Source organism: Chryseobacterium sp. SN22 (genome assembly GCF_008329705.1).
Classification (GTDB): Bacteria; Bacteroidota; Bacteroidia; order Flavobacteriales; family Weeksellaceae; genus Chryseobacterium.
Map to the genome: position 1 here is coordinate 49,511 of NZ_VTSX01000011.1, position 20,630 is coordinate 70,140.

Genomic DNA, 20,630 nt, shown 5'->3' on the forward strand with positions numbered 1-20,630 from the left:
CCTTCTGCATTTATCTGGACCCTGTATATAGCCGATATAAAGTCTGCAGTATCCATCGATGAAAGAAAAGTTTTGGGCTTAACCTCTACAAAATGACTGATAAAATAACCCACTTTAATTATTTGATTGGAGATTCTTATGCACGGATCAGGTTTAAAATAAAAATCCCCAGCCGCAGCTGAGGATAAAAACTAATAACCATGAAAACTCAATTAAACATGAGAATCGGGTGCAAAGATAAGAAATTAGTCTACAATTTCAATAGACAATTGAAAATTAATTTCGGATTTATTAAAAATAATTTATGCGTGGCATATTAATTGTATATTGTATAATACCAATCACACCACTTAATATGAAAATAAAATCCTTGGCTTTTAGCTGAGGATTTTTTTATGCCTCAGGCAATCGTGTTTCCTGGTCTGATCATCAATAAGATGAATAAATAGGAATTCTCCCAGGTTTTGTGCCCGGAAAAATTTTCAGTTCCGGACCGGATTCTCATTCTCCCGTTATCGCATTTCCTTATGCCTTGCCGGAAAGAATTGAAAGTGCATTTTACTTAACAATGCCGCCTGTCATATTTTCCAAAATAATACTCCTGTTTTCGTCTATCAGCTCTTTTTAACAGTTACATTGAGTTTCATTAAGCTAGCGGTCAGGTAATAATATTTAAATGTTTTGTTAATTTAAAGACGGTATCTGCTCTAATTATTCTCTTAAAACTTAATTCTACAGTATAATAAGGTTCAAGAATAAATGGTTTTAAATTATAACAATGGAATTAAAATAGGTAAGCACATGAATTTAAAAGTACAGGAGCAGGATATCAGTGTCCAGAGATGGGATGAGGCATGATACATGTTAAATATTTCTTCCTCTGTACAGCGAATGAAGTTGCAGATGCGGGATAGCTTGATCCCGCTTTCTGAAACTTTTTTTCCATAAGATTTCCGACAAGAATATTCTTGAAAATTCATATTCTATAGTTGCTTATATGATTAACATAGAATTGTTATCAGCAGACTGGTATAGATAACTACAAAACATCTATAATGTTAGCAGAAATACAAATTGTATATTTGAAACCATGGCCTGCCAACCTATACTCAGGAACTGAGAAGATAATTATATTACCGGATTGCTAAATATCAACAGTACAAATAAGCGATTAATTGATAACGCAGTAAAACCTGAGATCATTTGTAGTGTTATTAGGATCATATTTTGCTCCGGATGTATCAGATGATGCCCACAAATAAAGAGTTATCGGACTTCCGGATGTATTGGAAATATCATAGATTGATCCTGAACAGGTTAAGCTTGCTCCGGCGAGTGTGTAATTCCGATTAAAAATATTTTGGCCAGAAGGTGAATAATTGGTAAAAGATGAATTAGATGCAGATAAAGCCAGAAGCATAGCTGGCTGTCCTGTGTTCGGAAATGTAAACTGGGCCAGTACATATATTACACAGCTTTTAGTATTTGCAGGAATAGTAATGGAGGATCCGGTATAATAAAAGGTTGAACCATTTGTTATATTTACCGTATTTATAACCGCATTACCCGGGACGATCCCCTTAGTTTTCCAAGTTCCAACCCCGTCAGCATCAGAAGTAAGTACTTTATCGGCTCCTTGTGTACCGTCTACAATTTTAATTGCTCCGGCAGTAGAGCCATTATTGATTTCTAATTTGGTACTGGGATTAATCGTTCCTATTCCCACATTCACTGCTGAAGCCCCTGTCCCCCCCAAAACAAGGCTGTTGCTGGCACCTACCTTAGCGCCGTACCCGATTGCCGTGGCATTGGTAAGATTATTAGTATCCGCATCTGCACCGGTTCCTATAAAGGTATTGTTTCCGCCCGTAGTAATGGCCTGTCCTGCCATATTTCCTACAGCGACATTATTGTTTGCCGTAGTACTGTTCCTTCCTGAGCTGTAGCCCAGGAAAGTATTGCCGCTTCCCGCCGTATTGCTGTTTCCCGCCTGATAGCCCATAAAAGCATTATACCCTCCGGTCGTGTTTGTGTTCCCTGCCCACGTTCCTACAAAAGCATTGGCATCACCGGTTGTGCTGCTGCTTCCGGAATTGTAGCCCATAAATACGTTGGAGTTTCCGGTGGTATTGGCAGTCCCCGAATAAGGTCCCATAAATATGTTGGAACTTCCCTGTGTATTGGCAAACCCCGCATTAGTACCTACAAATACGTTCAGGTTACCGGTGGTATTTGTTTTTCCGGAATTAATCCCCAGGGTAAGGTTATCGAAAACCGTTGTCCCGATGTAACCGGCTAAATTATTGTTGGTTCTGATAACAAACGGATGGGCATCTGTGGTCCCGATAAAGTTGGTAGCAGGATCCGTACCTGCGTTACCTGCCATGTTCCAGTTAGTGGCTGCCGCAGCGTTGCCCATTTTCTGCCAAAGGCTTCCGTCAAAATAATAATAGCCCTCAGCAGTAATATTAGCTGTTTTGCTATCTGATAGGGTAACTGCTGCTGTAGCATAAAGGATAGTCCCTTTCTGGTCTGAACCATATTGTGCATTTCCGGCTTTGATCTGATCTCCGGTCAGCCTTGGTACTAGAATTCCTTCCGGTTTGCTGCCATCTGTGCTTTTGGCCGTGACGTCTAAAGTAGCTTTGGGGCCCTGGTTATTAATGCCTACCTGTGAATATATCGCAGCTGAAAATAATAACGCAGCTCCAACAGATAATTTTTTTTTCATGTCTGTAAAAATTGTATTTTGAAAATTATTGTATAATTATAGATTATAGAAACCTTTTGATAGAATAATCCCGCAAAGATAACTTTTAAATTATACTGATCAAGTGTATATTGAATATAATATGGTTATTTTAAATTAAGGTTAATATGATCTCGTCCCACATGATATATGAAATCATAGTGTACAGAGGTGGATAAGGTTATAATTTTTGCTTTATTAGAAAAGCTGTTTAAACTTTTATTCTCTGGGAAAAAATAGAAAAAGTAAGATGATGAAGGCTTATCCAAGTTTTATTGATTCTTTCAAACTTTATCAGTAAATTACCCAGCCGGGCATTTGCTCTTTCTATTTTAAATAACCTTACATCTCATATAATACCTTTAAAATATTATCTATATCCTGCTAAATAATTTGGGTTAGGGTCAGCGTGTCTTTCACAGAAAGCTAAACGGCTTCACTTATGTTTAAATGGCCCTATTATATTTATATAGTTTCACGAAAAAACCATAAAATAAGCGACCCCCTTTTGAGAGTCGCCTTATTTCTCTGTATCAGGCAGGTACTGCTACTGCTGAAATTCCACGATAAAACCGCTGATACTGCCATTGTCAGCCGGCAGGTCATTCCAGGGATGGATCGAGATATAACCATTTTTTGTTGCAGTTACACCATCATTTTTCCCATAAGTATGGACGAAGCCTTCGCCGGAATTTGTATTATTGGGTTCGTTGTTATAGAACCAGTTTATTTTCCGGACAGCTGAAAGGCCTCCTGCGCTGTAATCATGAAGAGGCTGTTCGCCTGTGATCCATTTTTCTTCCGGATCCGGCGTAAGGGCAGATCCTGCTTCCCAGGAAAATTTCACAAAGCCCATCCAGGTTCTCTGTGTATCGAAAATGACATGATTGGTAAGAAGGTTCTGTTCTATATACTTCCATTCATCATCGGTAGTATACGTAGCCAGGTATCCGCCCATATTTTTTGCTGCAGTATAGGCATCAAACCAGCTGAGCGCTCCGCTTCCGGAATAAGCAGCATAGGTGTGGCCATTTACCGTATAGGTGATGGCTCCTTCTTTCGTATAGGTATTGCTTCCTATCGTAAGGGTAACAGGCGCCGAAGAAGCGGTTGCCGTCTTGCTCGGAACATAGCCCAGAATATTGGCATCCACCGATGTTGAATAACTGATTACGGTCGTATTGGTAACACTCCCCATATTTCTCCATATGCTGCCATCGAAATAGTAACATCCAGCCGACGTGATATTAGCCGTTTTCGTATCGGCAGCCGTAGGAATTGAGGTAGCATAGACGATAGCACCGGTTTGTGCAGCAGTATACTTTGATCCGGCACTTTTGATCTGGTCACCGGTCAATCGTGGCATTCCTATCCCCTCGGAAGTGGTTCCGTCGGTTTTTACAGGATCTATTTGAACGGTGGCGAGAACACTTTTAGTCGATATACCCATCTGTGCATAAGCAGGAATGCTGCATCCGACAAATGCTGCCCATAATAAACATTTTTTCATTTGATCTTCAGCTTTGTTATTGTTGAAATTCTACGATAAATCCGGTAGTGGCTGTCGTATTGGCTACTACATCATTCCAGGTATGGGTGGAAGTATAACCGTTATATGTTTTAGTACCGCTGTTCTTTGGTAAGGTAATGACGAATCCTTCCGTTCCTCCTGAATTGTTAGGTTCTCCGGTATTGAACCAATTCGACTTTCTTACAGCACTGGTACCGCCTGCACTGTAATCGTGAAGCGGCTGTTCTCCCGTAATCCATTTTTCTTCGGGATCAGGAGTAAGGGCTGCCCCGGCAAACCAGGAAAATTTGGCAAAACCGATCCATGTCTGCTGGCTGTCGAATGCTGCTGCACTAAGAAGGTTGGTTTCTACCTGCTTCCACTCTTCATCGGTGGTAAAAGTAGCCAGGTAACCGCCCATATTTTTGCAGGCATCATAGGCGTTGTACCACGTAATCCCTGCTGCAGACGCAGAATAAGCTGCATAGCTGTGCCCGTTATACGTATAAGTACCGGTCCGGGTTGCAGTAACGCCGTTTACGGTAACTGTAGAGGGTGCATTGTTAACGGCAGTAGCGGTATTGCTCGGGACATACCCAAGAATATTCGGGTCGATCACCGAACTGATGCTTAATGTGGTGGTCGTACTTTGCGCACCCATGCCGCGCCATATCCCTCCGTCAAAATAATAATAGCCCGGTGCGGTAATATTTGCTGTTTTGGCAGTGGATGTTGATGGTGCCGAGGTTGCATAGACAATTACTCCGGTGTGGGCCGAGGTATATCTGGAATCGGCAGCTGTAAGCTGGTTTCCGGTAAGCCTTGGAGCGATTACCCCTTCGGCAGTGGTGCCATCCGTATTCTTGGGCGCAACATCCAAGGTCGCTCTGGGAGAAGTCGTATTTATCCCTACTTGAGCTTTAATACGAGGCACCGACAAAGTAACTGACAGGACAGCTGCCAGTAGTAAATTTCTTTTCATTATGGTAATTTTTGCAAATTTTTTTCAAAAATATGCAAAAAAAAATGAGTTGTCACTGCTTTAACATTAAAATAAATCTGATATATTTCAACTTTTCCGTTATCGAAAATGATACGGACAGGTAAATCCCTGAATATAAATGCCGAAAGTATTTATATAAACATTTAAGTCATAAAACTGTGATTATTAAAAATTTAGAAATCAATCCCGCATACTTCCCGCTTAAAATATTAATTCAAAAAATCGGTACCGCTGGATTCTTTTGGCATCACCGTATAAGTGCAATTTTAATAAAAGATAATTATGCATGATGCGGACAACGACAATGAATGGAAATATTCTGATGTCAGGAAAACACAAAATTTTTAACCCGTTTTTATTATTACTATTCTTATTCGGGTATCTATTATCGATAATCAGTAGCATCAGTTCAGGAGTATAAAACTAAGTCAACAGCCCTTTGGTTAAGCAAGTCGGCAAGTGAAACGATCTTAATCTCCTGTTGTAACCGCCGACCACGCACCCTCCCTACCTCTACACTCCGGAACATTGAAAATTATTAAGCATCAGTATTGAGTTTTCCCCTGAAATGAGCCTTATTTTTTCATTCCGGTAAGGAAAATTAGTTTTCTGAATTATGATCTTACACCTAAGACCCGATGCCGGATGGCATATCGTTTGAAACTATCAAAACATCACATCACATCCATTGTATCAATGCAAAAAAAACTACCTATACTATTGACCTTTAAGCTATAAATGAATTTAAAATTCTTCCTTACCACTACATCTTTACCAACATAGCCTCCGGCTATACTATTGAACCTACTTTAAATATGGATAAGCTAACAAGACATAATTTTGAAAATGATGTCAAAACTGAAGATTTTAATATTAAAAAGTTTTTTGCTTCCCCTATTCAGGACGAAAGCAACAATACTTTCGCTGCCATCATGTCAGAAGCCATGAAAGGCATTAACTCTCTAAAACCCACAGGCAGGAACAGCAGTGCATTTTTAGGTAAAAACCCCGAACTTACCGTTACAAGGGAGAACGCCCGGAAAGCAGTTTTAAGACCGGAAGGCGAATCCTTTACCGAAGTATTGAATCATGTTATCTCCACATTCGAAGGTTTACCCAATTGGGGACATCCTCTGAACATGACCAATATCTGTCCGCAGGAAAATTATGCGGCCATAGCCGCATCAATGCTCACTCAGATGTTTTCACCCAATATCCTGGAAGCGGAATATGCCTGGAACACATCCATTGCCGAGCTGGAGTCTTCTGCTATGTTAGCGGATATGGCAGGCTGGAATTCTGAGAAATCGGGGGGTATATGTACTTACGGAGGTTCCGGCTGTTGGATGTATCAGTTAAAATACGCATTAAGCCGGGTTCTGCCCGATTCAAGGCAACAGGGAATCAGAACAGATGCCAAAGTATTATGTTCTGAACAGGCCCATTACGCCATGTTAAACAGCACAGACTGGACCGGGCTCGGCATGAATAACATCATTAAAATAAACACACTTCCGGATACAAACACAATGGATATTACACACCTGGAGCAGGTGATCAAAGAATGTTCGGACAACCACGTTCCGATTGCATCGGTTGTGTGTACCATGGCTACAACCGACGCATGCGCTTTTGATCCCGTGAAAAAAGTAAGGGAACTGATCGACCGCTATCCTAACAATCCCGAATACGGAAAAGCCTTATTATACTGTGATGCTGTCATCGGATGGTCCTGGCTGGCATTTAAAGACTATGATTTCGCAGCCAACCCTCAGAATTTTCCGGAGACTGTTCTGGAATCAGCCCGAAAAAATGGTGAAGCCATCAGGGAAATTCAATATGCCGATGCATTTGGGGTTGATTTTCACAAAAATTTTTCTCCTTTAATAAGCAGTGTTTTCGTTTACAAAGACAGGTATGAGTTTGAAGACCTGCTGAAGCGCGAAAGTTCAGCTTACCTGCAGGAACGGGGGGATTATAATCCTCATAATTATACCTTGGAAGTGTCCCGTTCTGCCGGAGGGTCCATGGCTGCCTGGGCCACCTTAAAATTTTTGGGAATTCAGGGCATCCAGCATGTTCTGGCTCATGGGCTGAAAAATAAACACTATATGCTTGAACAGTTGGAACCGTATCCTGATATGACCTGTATAAACACAGCAGATAACGGTGCTGTTCTATTACTGAGAATTTATCCTGAAGGTACCGATGCCGCTTTGCAATATCAGAAGGAGCTGGCTGATAAAAATTTTCGGAATACATTGGCTGAACATAATACAATTATTGAAAAAACAGCAGATTTATTATGGAAGTGGTTCAGGGAGGAAAAACAGATTGACGGCAAACGGACTCCTTATCTTAGTATCACCAAAGGATTCAGACCTGCCGTATATAATACAGATCCATCGGATCATGAAGCTGTTATTTATGCTTTAAAAGTCTATCCGGTAAGTCCTTATATCACCAAATCTGATATGCAGCATGCTCTTTATTGTATACGAATGGCCCGAAATGAAGTGGTTTGAAAAACGGTTTAATGTATGGTTTCGCTTCTATAAAATATAACCCAACTGTTCAAAAGGGAAACTTAAATACCGGTTATTACCCGAATGACTTTCTGAATTCCAAGGGAGAAACATTGGTCTTTGTCTTGAAAAGCTTGCTGAAAGATTGTGAATGCTCAAAGCCCAACCCATAAGCGATTTCCGAAACGGACAGATTGGTCCTTGATAATTTTTCTTTAGCCTTTTCTATGATGGCGTTCTGAATGTATTGCTGGGTATTCAGCCCGGTAAGTGAACTCAGCATATCACTCAGGTATCGCTGCGACTGCTTTAGTTCCGTACTGATGTATTTTACGGACGGCAACCCGTTTTTAAGGCTGTTTTCTTCTTCGAAATAACTGTTTAGAAGTCGGTCCAGAGCAGTGATGATGTCATGGTTGACTGCTTTCCGGGTAATAAACTGCCTGTTGTAAAAACGGTTGCTGTAATTCAGTAACAAATCGATCTGGGATACCAGAACGTCTTGGCTGTAGGCATCGATGTTATTGTCTAGTTCACCTGCGATTACAGCAAATAAACCGGCTATAATTTCTTTTTCCTTTGCCGATAAAAACAAGGCTTCCGAAACATCATACGAGAAAAATCCGTAATTATTCAACGTGCTTCCCAATGGATAAGTCCGGATAAAATCCGGATGAAAATACAGGGCCATCCCTTCATAACTTTCCACCTCTTCAGGCGGAAAAACGATCTGTTTCGGCTTAAGAAAGGCCAATCCGCCTTCTTCAAAATCATAATATCCCTGTCCGTACTTTATTTGTCCCGTGAAGGAAGGCTTAAAGGAAATTTTGTAAAAATCAAGACTTATTCTGTTCCCTTTGGGAAAAATTCCGATCGGAACCTTATTATAATCAACCAATGCAATCAACGGATGTAATGGTGCAGGAAGCTCCAGAATACGCATCAGCTGGGAGATGCTTTTGATGTGATGGATGTCGGGTTGAGGTTGCATTTTCATTAACGAATTTAATCAATTTTGTTTTGACGGACGAATAACAAGATCCCCTATTTCAACATCCTCCGGCTGGCTTATTGCATACATCACGGCGTTGGCAACGGCCATGGGATCGATGCCCATCTGTTCCATTCCTTTCTGAACCATCGTTTTCATTTCTTCATTCTTGATATTTTCCGCAAAATCCGTTTTTACGAATCCAGGTGAAATGCCTGTTATGCGTATGCTGCCGTCTGACTCCTGGCGAAATGCTTCTGCAATGGTACGGACGGCATTTTTAGTTCCTGCATAAATGCCCTGCATCGGTACAATCTTTAATCCTGAGGTCGAAATGATATTCACGATATGTCCCGATTGCTGTCTTTTGAAAACAGGAATTGCCGCCGCCATTCCGTACAAAACGCCTTTAAGGTTAACATCAATCATATCTTCCCATCCTTCAAGATCGAGTTCATCAATTCGGCTCAATTGACTGATACCGGCATTATTGACCATCACATCCAGTCTTCCGTATTGCTCAACAGCGGCATTCACAAACCGGACCAGGCCGGCTTTATTTTTCACATCAATTTCAATACCGATGGCTTCACCTCCGGCGGTTTTAATTTCCGCCGTCAGCTTATTTAACTTTTCGGTATTTCTTGCCCCCAGAACAACTTTTGCTCCGTTTTCAGCCAGTTTTATGGCCGTAGCTCTGCCGATTCCTGCACTTGCGCCTGTAACGGCAATTACTTTTCCTTTGATATTTTCCATTCTCTGTTGTTATTTGTCGATCTGTTCTTCTAAAAATTGGGGATACCGGTTGCCGGAAAGTATAATTCCATTTACTTTTGTGTCAATGGCAGCCAGGTCCCCGGCCGTTAGCACAATGTCTGTACTTCGGATGTTTTCCTCTAAACGCTTCAGTTTCGTTGTCCCGGGAATAGGTGCGATCCAGGGTTTCTGAGCCAACAGCCAGGCTAAGGCCAGTTGACCAGTCGTGATATTCTTCTGTACGGCAATCTCAGAAAGCGCTTCCACCAAAACCTGGTTCGCCTGTATGTTTTCTTCAGTAAAACGGGGAAGAATATTTCTCCGGTCGACATCTTCCAATTTTGTACTGATCATACCGGTAAGGAAACCTTTGCCCAAAGGGCTGAACGGAACAAAGCCGATTCCCAGTTCCTCTAAAGTGGGGATGATCTCATTTTCGGGTTCCCGCCAGAACAGGGAGTATTCACTTTGCAGTGCTGATACCGGCTGAACCGAATGGGCTTTCCGGATGGTTTTGGCACTCGCCTCCGACAGTCCGAAATATTTTACTTTACCTTCCTGTATCAGATCCTTTACGGTTCCGGCAACCTCTTCTATAGGAACATTCGGATCAACCCTGTGCTGATACAGCAAATCGATGTAATCTGTTTTTAGTCTTTTCAGCGAAGCTTCGGTGACTGCTCTTATCGTTTCAGGCCTGCTGTCTAATCCTGACGCCGGTTTAGCCTCTTTACAGCCAAATTTTGTAGCGATGATCACTTCTTTTCTGTAGGGCTGCAATCCCTCTCCTACAATTTCTTCATTGGTATAAGGGCCGTAAGCTTCTGCCGTATCAAAGAATGTGATCCCTCTTTCGACAGCATGGCGAAGCAGCGTTATGGCTTCTTTTTTGTCCATTCCTTTTCCGTCCAGAAAGTTTAATCCCATACAGCCAAATCCCAACGCGGAAACTTCCAGTCCGCCATTTCCTAATTTTCTTTTTTGCATACTTCTTTTTTGAATGTTTTAAAACTGACTTTAATTTCAATGACAAAATTCGGGATCGTCAGTCTTTAAAAAGTAGCCGGATTGGTAATTGTTGTAGGTAAATTTTTAAACATTTTAAATACTGTAATCGAGTCCTTACTTTATCTTACCGTTGACTATCAATTTTAATCAACTGAAGCAACACTCCATAGCTTCACTGTAATTAAACAATTTAAATGTAAAAGTATTTTACCCGTATGCGCTAAATCATAACTTACTCTTGATGACAATAATAACTTTGAGTACACCAAAAAAAATTAGATATGAAATTTTATTTTCACAGCAGTAATTGTTACCGCTTTCACGATGAGTGGCTGCAAAAAAGATGCAGTTGCAGACATTTCGGATAAAGCAGATGCAGTATCCGTTTGCAGCAAACACAACCTCAATATCACTTTTCGCCGGTGCTAACGGAAGTTTAATAAGGAATTGCAGCCTAATCATAGATCCATATCAGATTCCACATCTATAGATTCACTTCAAAATCCTGATAATTAACTCGTTGACACCTGTTATCAACCTTTTAAAATATTTATTGTAATAACTACTATTGTTATGATTACAAATGAAATCAGAATCATGCGGGGGCCAAACATGTGGTCACGCAGCAGTCACCATCTAATTATTATTAAATATGATCCTGTTCCGGTTTCGGAAATACTCCCTGAAAAGCAGCAGTTGCTCCGTGACTATTTCCGTTCAGAATATCATTTTGAATCTTCTCATAACGACTTCAGGCTTTCCATGATCGAATATACTTTACGCCTGGCTTCGATTTTACAGGGCTCATCTATTGATTATCATATAGCTATACCTGCGCCCGGAATATTTTACGGAGTACTGGAATATGAGATTGAAGAAGCGGGTCTGGAATCGCTGAAACTTGCATCAGAGATGATCCGGTCGCTCTGCGGCGATGAGGCTCCTATAACATTCCGTGAAGCCAGGCAGCAGGTTCAGGTTGCTCACCGTAAGTATGGTGAAGGACCTACAAGTACCATGATCATCGAGGCTGCAAAAAAGCGGAATATCCCTGTAACCAAAGGGCCCGCCGGATTTACTATTCTGGGATACGGAAAAAACCAAAAGAGGATCAGCGCTGCTATTTCCCAGCATACGTCCTGTATTTCCGTAGAAATTGCCTGTGATAAGGATTATACGAAGAAATTCCTGGAAAGCGCCTATTTACCGGTTCCTTCCGGGAGATTGGCAAGAAATGAAAATGAACTCCTGACGATTGTAGAACATTTAGGGTATCCATTGGTCACGAAACCCTTCAACGGCAATCAGGGAAGAAATGTGACTTGCGGTATTAAAAACTTTGAAGAACTGCTCATTGGGTTCCGATCGGCAGCGGAAATTTCAAAACCTGTGATGATCGAGAAAGAGATTACAGGGTATGACTACCGGATGCTGGTGATCGGTAATAAATTCATTGCAGCCTCACTCAGGCAGCCTGCTTCTGTAATTGGCGACGGTTCGTCAACCATTTCAGAACTGGTAAAAACGGAAAACCTCAATCATCTGCGCGGAGACGGCCATGAGAATGCCCTGACAAAAATCAGTCTCGATTCCGTTTCGGAACAGTACCTTCAAAAACAGGGACTGCAATTGGACACCATCCCGGCAAAAGGACAGCAGGTATTTTTAAGATCTACAGCCAATTTGAGCACAGGCGGCACTGCGGAGGATGTCACAGACACCGTACACCCTGCGAATAAAGTGTTGGCCGAAAAAGCATCAAAGGTTATTGGTCTGGATATCTGCGGAATTGACGTCATCAGCCCTGATATTACCCGGCCTTTTTCGGAAAACGGCAGTGCCATTATAGAAATAAATGCAGCGCCGGGACTGAGAATGCATAAGTATCCTACTAAAGGAGAATCACGGGAAGTGGGTGAACCGATAATAGATCTGATGTTTCCACAGGGAGACGAAGGTAGGATTCCTATCGTTGCCATTACCGGAACGAACGGTAAAACAACCACCACCAGACTGATGGCTCATACAGCAGCTCATGCAGGATACACCGTGGGATTCAGTTCAACCGACGGTATTTATGTGGGAGATGAGAGGATTAAAATAGGTGATTGTTCCGGCCCGCAAAGTGCGCACACGGTCTTACAGGATACAACCGTTGATTTTGCAGTGCTTGAGTGCGCACGTGGCGGCATTATCAGGTCGGGCCTCGGATTCGATCTGTGCGATATTGCCATTGTTACAAACGTTGCAGCCGATCATCTGGGATTAAAAGATATTTATACCGTAGCAGATCTTGCGGATGTAAAAGCGGTGGTTCCGTGTGCCGTAAAGAAAGAAGGCTGGGCTATTTTAAATGCTGGAAATGAATATACATACGGAATGAAAGATAAAGTAAAATGTAAGGTGGCACTGTTTTGTTCCGATGAAAACAATCCCAGGCTTCAGGAGCATATGAAGAATGGTGGAAGCGCAGTATATACAGACCGCCACCTTAATATTTTTATTTATAACAATGCCTGTAAAATTTTTGTTTTTAATGCTGCCGAAGCACCTGTAACCTGTCATGGCAAAGCGGAATTTATGATTGAGAACATGCTGCCTGTCGTTCTGGCAGCTTATTTTTCAGGGATTCCGACGGATGGTATTATGCGTGCTTTAAAGGGTTTCACCCCCAACGCGGAACAGGCTCCCGGACGAATCAATGAATTTGAAATCAATGGTGTGAACGTTATCATCGACTATGCCCACAATCCTCACGGCCTTAAAGCCCTTGCCGGATACCTGAGGCATATTAAGGAAAAAAAGACCGGGATTATCACTATTGCCGGAGACCGCCGCGACGAGGACATTATTGAGTTCGGGCAGATTGCAGCCTCTATGTATGATCATATTATCATAAAGTTTGACCGTGATACAAGAGGCAGAAGCGAGGAATCGACCGCCGGACTTTTAGCACAGGGCATCCGGGATGTCAAGCCTGATTTTGAATATCGGATCATTGCCGATACCCAAGCGGCCATTCATTTTGCAATTGATACGGCAGAAAAAGGAAGCTACGTTGTCATTTGCGCCGATGATGCCGCACAGACGCTGAATATTACCCAATATATTGCCGGGCTTTATGAGGACTGATTCAGGGTGATTCTAAATATCACAAAGAAACTCAGATTCGTTTGAAAATACCGTAATATAAAAAAGTCAGGTATATACTAGATCTTTTTCATCTTTTCCGGCTTTAACCTGGTTGCAAAGATTTCTTTTGAATTAAAAATAATTACAGCCAGAAATATAATGGAATACGCTAAAATCTGTATAAACTCAAGCTTTTCATGAAATACAGTTGCTGCCAGGATAAAAGCGATGATCGGGTTAATGTTTAAAATCATCCCTACTTTCGAGGATGAGATTCCCGATAAAGCATAAAGATTCAGAAGAAGCGGAACAATAGTATATAGGACGGCAATAACCTCAATGAATGCATAAAATTTAAATTCGGCAGGAACAGCATTTGAATAGGCCGGAAAAAACGGTAATAAAATAAGTGATGCAAATACAATATGGATATTAAGTACCAGAAATTTATCGAATTTCTTATTAATATTCTGGATAACAAGGTAAACGGCGTAAGTAAGTCCAACCAAACTGCTGTACAGCATATCAATCAGGTTAGAGTATGATAATAAAATACATCCTGCTCCGCTTAATATAACAGAAAGCCACTGCAACCTGTTGAGCTTATCATGAAGGATAAAGAAGGCAAGGATGGTTGTAAGAATCGGACAAACCAGATAAGCCACAGAAGTCGCTCTTACGCTGATATGGTTCATCACATAAATGAATGAGAACCAGTTTGCGGTGAGAAGCGTACTGCTCAGAATGTTCAGAACAGCCGTTTTCTGTCGGACTTTTTGAGGCTGGTTTTTAAAGATATGCAGATTTTCCTTGATACTTCCCTTTTTAAACAAGACGGAAATGAATGACATGATTATTGCGCAGCTGAAAACCCTGTAAAAAAGAATATCAAGTGACGAATATTGATGTAATGGTTTCAAAACAAAACTGAAAGTTCCCCAAATGGCAAATGCAATGATTGCGGCAATATAATATTTTAACTGTTTCAACTGAAATCCCCTTTTTTGGTTAGTCTTAAATCCTGCGAAGATAGGAATATTAGATGAGGCTATGGATTATATATTTTAATAATATTTACCTCTTTAGTTTCTATGCTGATTTCCTGAATATCTTAAGATCAGGTTTTTTTAGCCTGTTTACATTTTTTCCGGCAATAATTTACAGCAGGTAATTTCAATCCTGTTTTCAGCCCTTGCAGCCTCCGTGTGGAAAAATTGTATTTTTTATCTAAAAGAAACATAAAGCAAATATGACAAATAAAAGCCATTCAGATCTGCTGAATGGCTTAACATTAATCCATTTATTGGTTTATTAATATCCTGTTTTATTTTATTAAGTTCTGCTCTTTTTAACGTCAGTTTTCCGGCTGGTTTTGAAACTTTCAGTAGACCCTTTCCCAGTTTTAATGGAAGTGCTGTCCTTTGCATTTTCGGCTTTTTCAGCGGCTTCCACCGTTGCATCGCCCGGTTTTTCAAGCAGGCTGCAGATTTTTTTGTTATCCTTTGCAGACATGGCTTCCTTCAGCTTTTTCAGATCATGCAGGATCGGTGCAAATCCTCTCCGGTCTTTAAGAATCTTGATACAGCTGATAATATTGACCGGTATTAAAATGAAAAATTACTATATAAATATTCTTTTATTTGAATTCAAGTCAAATAAGTTCCTTGTATAAAAACCTGAAGGTGAACATTTTAATTCTTTCGCTGATTCATGATTTTTGCTTAAGAAAAACAAAGCCACAACAGAAAACAGAAGTCTTCCGATTGTGGCTTAAATTAATTATACTGATATTTAGTTGATCTCTGCTATTTTTACCATATAAATTCGCAGGGCTGCTGTCTTTCAGCAATCACTCTTAACGATTTGGTAACGTATAATCTCAGGAAACAGCCCGGTTCAATATTATAGATATGTTTACCTTGGATCAGAACTGCCATTGGATAGTTCTTCTGATCAAAATTATAAATGACGATCTGTTGCTTGGGATAAATTTCTTTGAAATTAACCATCATTTTAATCTGTTCCCCGATGATATGAATCAACCTGTTTCTATCGTTTACCTCAAGATTACCGGAAGAATCGATCTCATAATGATGCGGATCCAACCGAATGGCATATTCTGATTCGTCATTAACAATTTCATTCCTGAGAGATGCTACGTTACCGTTGGGAATGAAGATGGTATCAGCCTCTTCGGCTTTTGACTTAAAGTTTTCCGTAGCTTTCACACAGCCCTGCACGTTTACCTTATTTTTATCCGCTTCACCGCCAATGCCTATAGTCTGCAGCTCCAGATGGTAATTGATTCCTTCGAATCCTCCGTGGATATTACTGCCATATTTATAATATTCATTGATCTTACCGGCTATAAAATTTTTATAACTGGCATCTACCAATCCGGATTCATTTTCAAAGTAATTATCTGAAATCATTACTTCATTTCCTGTATAGATGGTAAAATCCTGATTCAGTCTCAGCCCGTTCTGATAAGCATTATTCCACTGCTGAATATTGGTTAAGGTAAAATCCGCCTCTGTCCAGAATTTATACCATGTGGGCGCCCAGTTTCCATCGATCCCTTTCCTTATCTTCAGCATCGGAACCCCGGTGCCGTTAATCCCCGTCTGGTTTGCAAAAGCCAACTGATAAGAAGAATCTCCGGTAGAAGCGGAAGTACCGTCCCAGGGCGAATAGGTCATAATCCCGGCATAATTTCCGGATGCTCCCAGTCCCGCGATGCTGGCTGCAGCAAAATCAAACCTTACCCTTTTCGGGGTTGAATTCGGGGCGATGTCATTCGGATTTCTTGAGCCGTCTCTCGACGTCACGAAAAAGTTGGTGAGATTTACCGAATTATTTCCGCTGATGGTTAATTGCTGGCCGCTTTCTCCTTCAGCACCCGTACTCAATTGAATCTGGTTTTTGTTTACCGCATGGGTACCCAGGGTTCCGTTTGGGATAACGGGGCTGCTGGTGAAGGTTTTGGTATCACTGATGGTTTCAATTCCGGTTTTTCCAACAAACAGGTTCAGAGATTCCGTTTTTGTATAATAATTTGATAAATCACTACTTGTCAGCAACTTATTCCACGCCCCCCATTTGCCTGCCGATATGTAATTCTGAAAATACATTGAATTGGCTGTCTGCGCTAACCTGAATGCCGTATTTATATTTCCGGAATTATCACTGTAAGGCACCATCGTAATAGCAGCTGAGTAGGTACCAACATCTGTTCCTGAAAGTCCTATTGCTGAACTCGTTTTGAAGTCATATAAAACCCCTGCCTTTATTTCGGTAGATGGCAGCGGATTGGTATTCCTGGTATCTAAAACCCGTATTGAATTAACATCACCCCCTAAAAGACTCCGGAGTGGATAATTTGACGCGGCGGCTGAAGGCAGATAAGAACTGCCATCAATGCTGCCGTCGGCCTTTAAAAATTGTGCAGCCGTCCCGCCAGCCTTTATAAATGCATTAGCTGTGACGCCGGATGAATTTATTTCCGTATGCTTGGTAGTATTATCAAAAAACTGGAAGGATGCCCCGTTACTGCCGCTCGATCCTTTTCCTACAGCCTTGATAAATGCCGTCGGGGTTGCAGATACACCATATTTAAAAGCAAGCGGTATAATATTACCTTCTGCAGTTCCTGAATCATGCAATGTCAGGACATCCTGTTCAAATCCACTACTTCCATTTGATGGCTTTATGGTTAAGGCTCCTGTCAGTTCCCCGCCGCTCAGAGACAATGCGCCAATTTCCGGCAGAGTCCAGGCAACGTTTCCGGAACCGTTAACCAATTTGGTAGAGTTCCCGATTGTCAGATTCCGGGAGGCTCCCCAGATCTCAGTGGTAATATCAGCAGTTGCATTAAATGGGGTACCATTGATACTTCTGGAATAACCTAACTTTAATGCCGACTCAACAGAAAAATCATTGAATGTAAAAGATGTATTAAGGGGCGATGCTTCAGCCGTAATCAAACTGATGACCGGAGGACTGCTTTTTAATGGTTCCCTGTTAACATTTATTAATCCACGGATGTTTATTTCAGTCCAGTTTCCCCAATTTGTTGTTAAACCGCCGATATAAATATGCCTCTCTGAAGAAAAACCTGTCCCTACAGTTACATATCTTACTGTTAAACCATTTGAATTATTGCCTAAAAATGCAACTGAATTATTGCCCGCAAAATGTAAAGAATTATTGTAATAGGTATAAAACTGGCAGATAAAAGTACCGACAAGTGATCCGTAAGTAAAAATATCAACGTAAAATACGCCCATGATATTCATATTCGGTAACTTGATATCGATAATGCCGGTACCTTGAATCGAAGCAGATGCAAGATTTAAAATCTCGTTCCCGGTTGTCAATCTGCCTGAAGTCTCAAAGTTTTTTCCATTGAGATTAACATTGGCGTTCGCGCCACTATACGGGATATAAGATGTATTATCCGTGCTGCCGTCGGCCTTTAAAAAATGAGCCGCTGTACCTCCTACGACTTTAAAGCCCTTCGACGAGGTATAAAGTGCATATTTGATATCGCTCATCTTACAAATCTTTACTGGTTACGGTTATAGATACAGGATTTGGTAAAGCAGAATCAAATTCAACATCTATTTTATTCGGATCGGTCAGTTTGATCCTGCCGTCGATTTTATAAAATGTTACCGTATCGTACATGGCAACATCCAAATTCCTTGTCCCTAAGTTATGGGTCACTGAAGCTGTTCCGGAAATAGAAGTAGTATACGATCTTACCATATTGTTTCCGGCGGTCACCCTACCCTTGGCATCAACAGTCACCTGGTCATAAGTTCCGGCAGCTACACCCGTTGCAGCCAATGTCAGTGCTGAGGCAACGTTGGCCGAACCGTCAAAAGTAACTGCCCAGGTTCCGTCGCCGGTAGCGGAAATCGTTCTCGCCGTCGTTAATTTCGCAGATGATCCGGTGGTATTGATGGCTGCCGTACCTGTAAGTAATGTTGCGGGAACAGCAGTAACAGGAATTGAAACATTCCCTGAACCATCGATGTTCTGCGCCGTAGCAGTAACTCCGGAAAGCGTAATGCTTCGCACTGCAGTCCATTTTGTTGCGGAAAGAACACTTTTTGCCGCATCTGCGGTGTTATCAACGTTGGCTAAACCGACATGAGATTTATTAAGAACTACTACGCCTGTCAATCCATTTACAGAGTCTACAGCACCGGAAGTAATATAAACAAATGTTGTCCCCGTCCAGCGGTATGTTTTATTGGTATCAAGCGATACATATATTTTACCCGTCTCGCCGTTAATAAGGTTCGTATACGAGGCCTCCTTATAAAACTTTCCGTCGGCAGGTTTATAATATCCTTCCAGGACATCATCTACGTAAGACGGTAACTGAGAAGCAGGTACCAATCCGGAGGCATCCAGTCCGGCTACTCCATTTGCAGCACCTTTCTGCGACAACGGAATGTAGTTGGCGAGATCAGCCGAAGTAGGCATAGAGCCCAGGTTTACGGTAATTCCGTTGGCCGTTTGAACGATCCCTGTCACCACATTCCCGCTCCCTGAAGTAGTAACCGGAAGAGAAAATGTAGTCCCTGACAAAGTAAGACCATTTCCCGCGCCGTACGTGGTATCCGTAGAGGATAAGGTAATCGTATTTCCGGTTTGGCTGATCCCCATATTAGCACCTGCTGCAAGGGTAACATCTCCGGATACCAGAGAACCGGACGTTCCTCCTTTCAGGCGGGTAATGGTATCAGGCGTTGTAAAAGAGCGGTTTGCGGACAGATCGTAGCTGGTCCCGTTAATGGTTAAGGTTCGTGTTTTCGGCACATAATCCAACGGATTAAGGTTTCCGTCATGCCAGAATGAGTTGATGGGCCTGGTGCCTCCACCGGCTGTTAAAATGTCGTTGTCTGTTTTTCCTTCGATTTTATATCCGACGGAACTTCTGTAATAAGCATATTTAATATCCATGTCTATATTTTTTTTATGGTTAATTGAATTATATTAGGTGGTATTGAATCAAACAGCACTTCGATGTTGTTTGGGTCTATTCTTCTTACTTTAAGGGGCACGGTAAACAGAGTAACTGTATCGTAAGCATCGATTACAAAGCTTAATGTATCAAGATCATGTTTTATCGATGAGTTGCCTCTGACCCTCTGTTCATAGATAATTTTTTCCGAAGCGAATTCCTTTTCAATATTTTTGATTTTGCCGAAGACCAGATCATTAAACTGATTCTGATAGGTGGATATCCCCCAGCCTGAATAATTTCCGAGGAGCCGGATTTTATCATCTGAGATTCCATTGACAAGGGTTTCCCTAAGTGATCCGATCTGCTTTCTGCTTTCTTTGATGTAGTTAACGATTTCCTGAAGTTGATCAAGATCCATGTCATCGCAGATCAGCATTTCATTAATCTTAACGATATGCTCAAGTATTTCATTATCCTTTGCCTGAAGCTTATCTACAATTTCTGCGGTTTGTTTTTTGGTAAACACATTTCCGGTTTCTTCAGCTCCATCGATCGTAGCAGCCAGGTTTATTTGCAATTTCTGCTTCCACTGATCCACATGAGCAGGCGTAAGATTGGAGGCATTGAGTTTTGCCAGCACCGCATCATGTGCATTTTGATCTTTGAGATGTTCGGCAAAAGCAGTGTCGGGAAATGTATTTTGTAACGCTTCAGGCAATCCTGCCACTTCATTGATCCTGATTTTTTCATCTAGATGACGGAATGAAGAAAAGGTCTGCCGAAATTGAGATCCCGTAGGACTGTCGCCCTCTTCGAACCAGCTGAAAATTGTATTTAATGGTGTACTCATTTAATTATTAGTTTAACTTGATAATTGATCATCCGGGAATACTGGCAGTGCATAATTCAATATTTTCCGATTGATTTTATTTCTCTTTACAGTGCTGTCAATTACTGTATGGTTAATAGCCCAGTTATC

13 protein-coding genes are annotated in these 20,630 nt (G+C 41.4%); 2 read left to right on the forward strand and 11 right to left on the reverse strand.

Annotated elements, in window-relative coordinates; genetic code table 11:
- Nucleotides 1–1,171: 1,171 nt before the first annotated feature.
- The 3 genes from FY557_RS09020 to FY557_RS09030 form a co-directional block, all read right to left on the reverse strand.
- Complete coding sequence (locus FY557_RS09020; RefSeq protein ID WP_149246921.1) at nucleotides 1,172–2,731, reverse strand: beta strand repeat-containing protein; 1,560 nt, start codon at nucleotides 2,729–2,731, stop codon at nucleotides 1,172–1,174.
- A gap of 565 nt (nucleotides 2,732–3,296) precedes the next feature.
- Nucleotides 3,297–4,259: a hypothetical protein gene (locus FY557_RS09025; RefSeq protein WP_149246922.1), complete on the reverse strand. Its 963-nt coding sequence runs from the start codon at nucleotides 4,257–4,259 to the stop codon at nucleotides 3,297–3,299.
- 16 nt (nucleotides 4,260–4,275) lie between these two features.
- Nucleotides 4,276–5,241 carry a C-type lectin domain-containing protein gene (locus FY557_RS09030; RefSeq protein WP_149246923.1) on the reverse strand — a complete coding sequence of 322 codons (966 nt, stop codon included), beginning with the start codon at nucleotides 5,239–5,241 and terminating at the stop codon, nucleotides 4,276–4,278.
- A gap of 836 nt (nucleotides 5,242–6,077) precedes the next feature.
- Between FY557_RS09030 and FY557_RS09035 the strand changes: the two genes are divergently transcribed.
- Nucleotides 6,078–7,787, forward strand: coding sequence for a pyridoxal phosphate-dependent decarboxylase family protein (locus FY557_RS09035; protein ID WP_149246924.1), 1,710 nt, complete (start codon nucleotides 6,078–6,080; stop codon nucleotides 7,785–7,787).
- A gap of 76 nt (nucleotides 7,788–7,863) precedes the next feature.
- On the opposite strand, the gene FY557_RS09040 is transcribed toward FY557_RS09035, so the two are convergent.
- Genes FY557_RS09040 through FY557_RS09050 form a run of 3 tightly spaced genes read right to left on the reverse strand, consistent with a single transcriptional unit; the run spans nucleotide 7,864 to nucleotide 10,521 of the window.
- The gene (locus FY557_RS09040) at nucleotides 7,864–8,778 is read right to left on the reverse strand and encodes a helix-turn-helix domain-containing protein (protein ID WP_149246925.1); all 915 of its coding nucleotides are present in this window, start codon (nucleotides 8,776–8,778) and stop codon (nucleotides 7,864–7,866) included.
- A gap of 18 nt (nucleotides 8,779–8,796) precedes the next feature.
- Nucleotides 8,797–9,534 carry an SDR family oxidoreductase gene (locus FY557_RS09045; RefSeq protein WP_149246926.1) on the reverse strand — a complete coding sequence of 246 codons (738 nt, stop codon included), beginning with the start codon at nucleotides 9,532–9,534 and terminating at the stop codon, nucleotides 8,797–8,799.
- Between the two features lie 9 nt (nucleotides 9,535–9,543).
- Complete coding sequence (locus FY557_RS09050) at nucleotides 9,544–10,521, reverse strand: aldo/keto reductase (protein ID WP_149246927.1); 978 nt, start codon at nucleotides 10,519–10,521, stop codon at nucleotides 9,544–9,546.
- A 594-nt stretch (nucleotides 10,522–11,115) separates the two neighbouring features.
- On the opposite strand from FY557_RS09050, the gene cphA reads away from it, so the two are divergent.
- A complete protein-coding gene (gene cphA, locus FY557_RS09055) occupies nucleotides 11,116–13,674 on the forward strand; it encodes a cyanophycin synthetase (protein WP_149246928.1) in 2,559 nt (852 codons plus the stop codon).
- Nucleotides 13,675–13,751: 77 nt separating this feature from the next.
- Here the strand turns inward: cphA and FY557_RS09060 are convergent, their stop codons facing one another.
- The 5 genes from FY557_RS09060 to FY557_RS09080 all read right to left on the reverse strand — a co-directional run bounded on the left by FY557_RS09060 (nucleotide 13,752) and on the right by FY557_RS09080 (nucleotide 20,501).
- Nucleotides 13,752–14,663, reverse strand: coding sequence for an EamA family transporter (locus FY557_RS09060; RefSeq protein WP_149246929.1), 912 nt, complete (start codon nucleotides 14,661–14,663; stop codon nucleotides 13,752–13,754).
- Nucleotides 14,664–15,006: 343 nt separating this feature from the next.
- Nucleotides 15,007–15,186 (reverse strand): hypothetical protein, encoded by a 180-nt coding sequence (locus FY557_RS09065; protein ID WP_149246930.1) that lies wholly within the window; start codon nucleotides 15,184–15,186, stop codon nucleotides 15,007–15,009.
- Between the two features lie 299 nt (nucleotides 15,187–15,485).
- Nucleotides 15,486–18,227, reverse strand: a complete 2,742-nt coding sequence (locus FY557_RS09070) for a hypothetical protein (protein ID WP_149246931.1) — start codon at nucleotides 18,225–18,227, stop codon at nucleotides 15,486–15,488.
- 1 nt (nucleotide 18,228) lies between these two features.
- A complete protein-coding gene (locus FY557_RS09075; protein ID WP_149246932.1) occupies nucleotides 18,229–19,647 on the reverse strand; it encodes a hypothetical protein in 1,419 nt (472 codons plus the stop codon).
- Nucleotides 19,648–19,649: 2 nt separating this feature from the next.
- Nucleotides 19,650–20,501, reverse strand: coding sequence for a hypothetical protein (locus FY557_RS09080; RefSeq protein ID WP_149246933.1), 852 nt, complete (start codon nucleotides 20,499–20,501; stop codon nucleotides 19,650–19,652).
- Nucleotides 20,502–20,630: the final 129 nt, after the last annotated feature.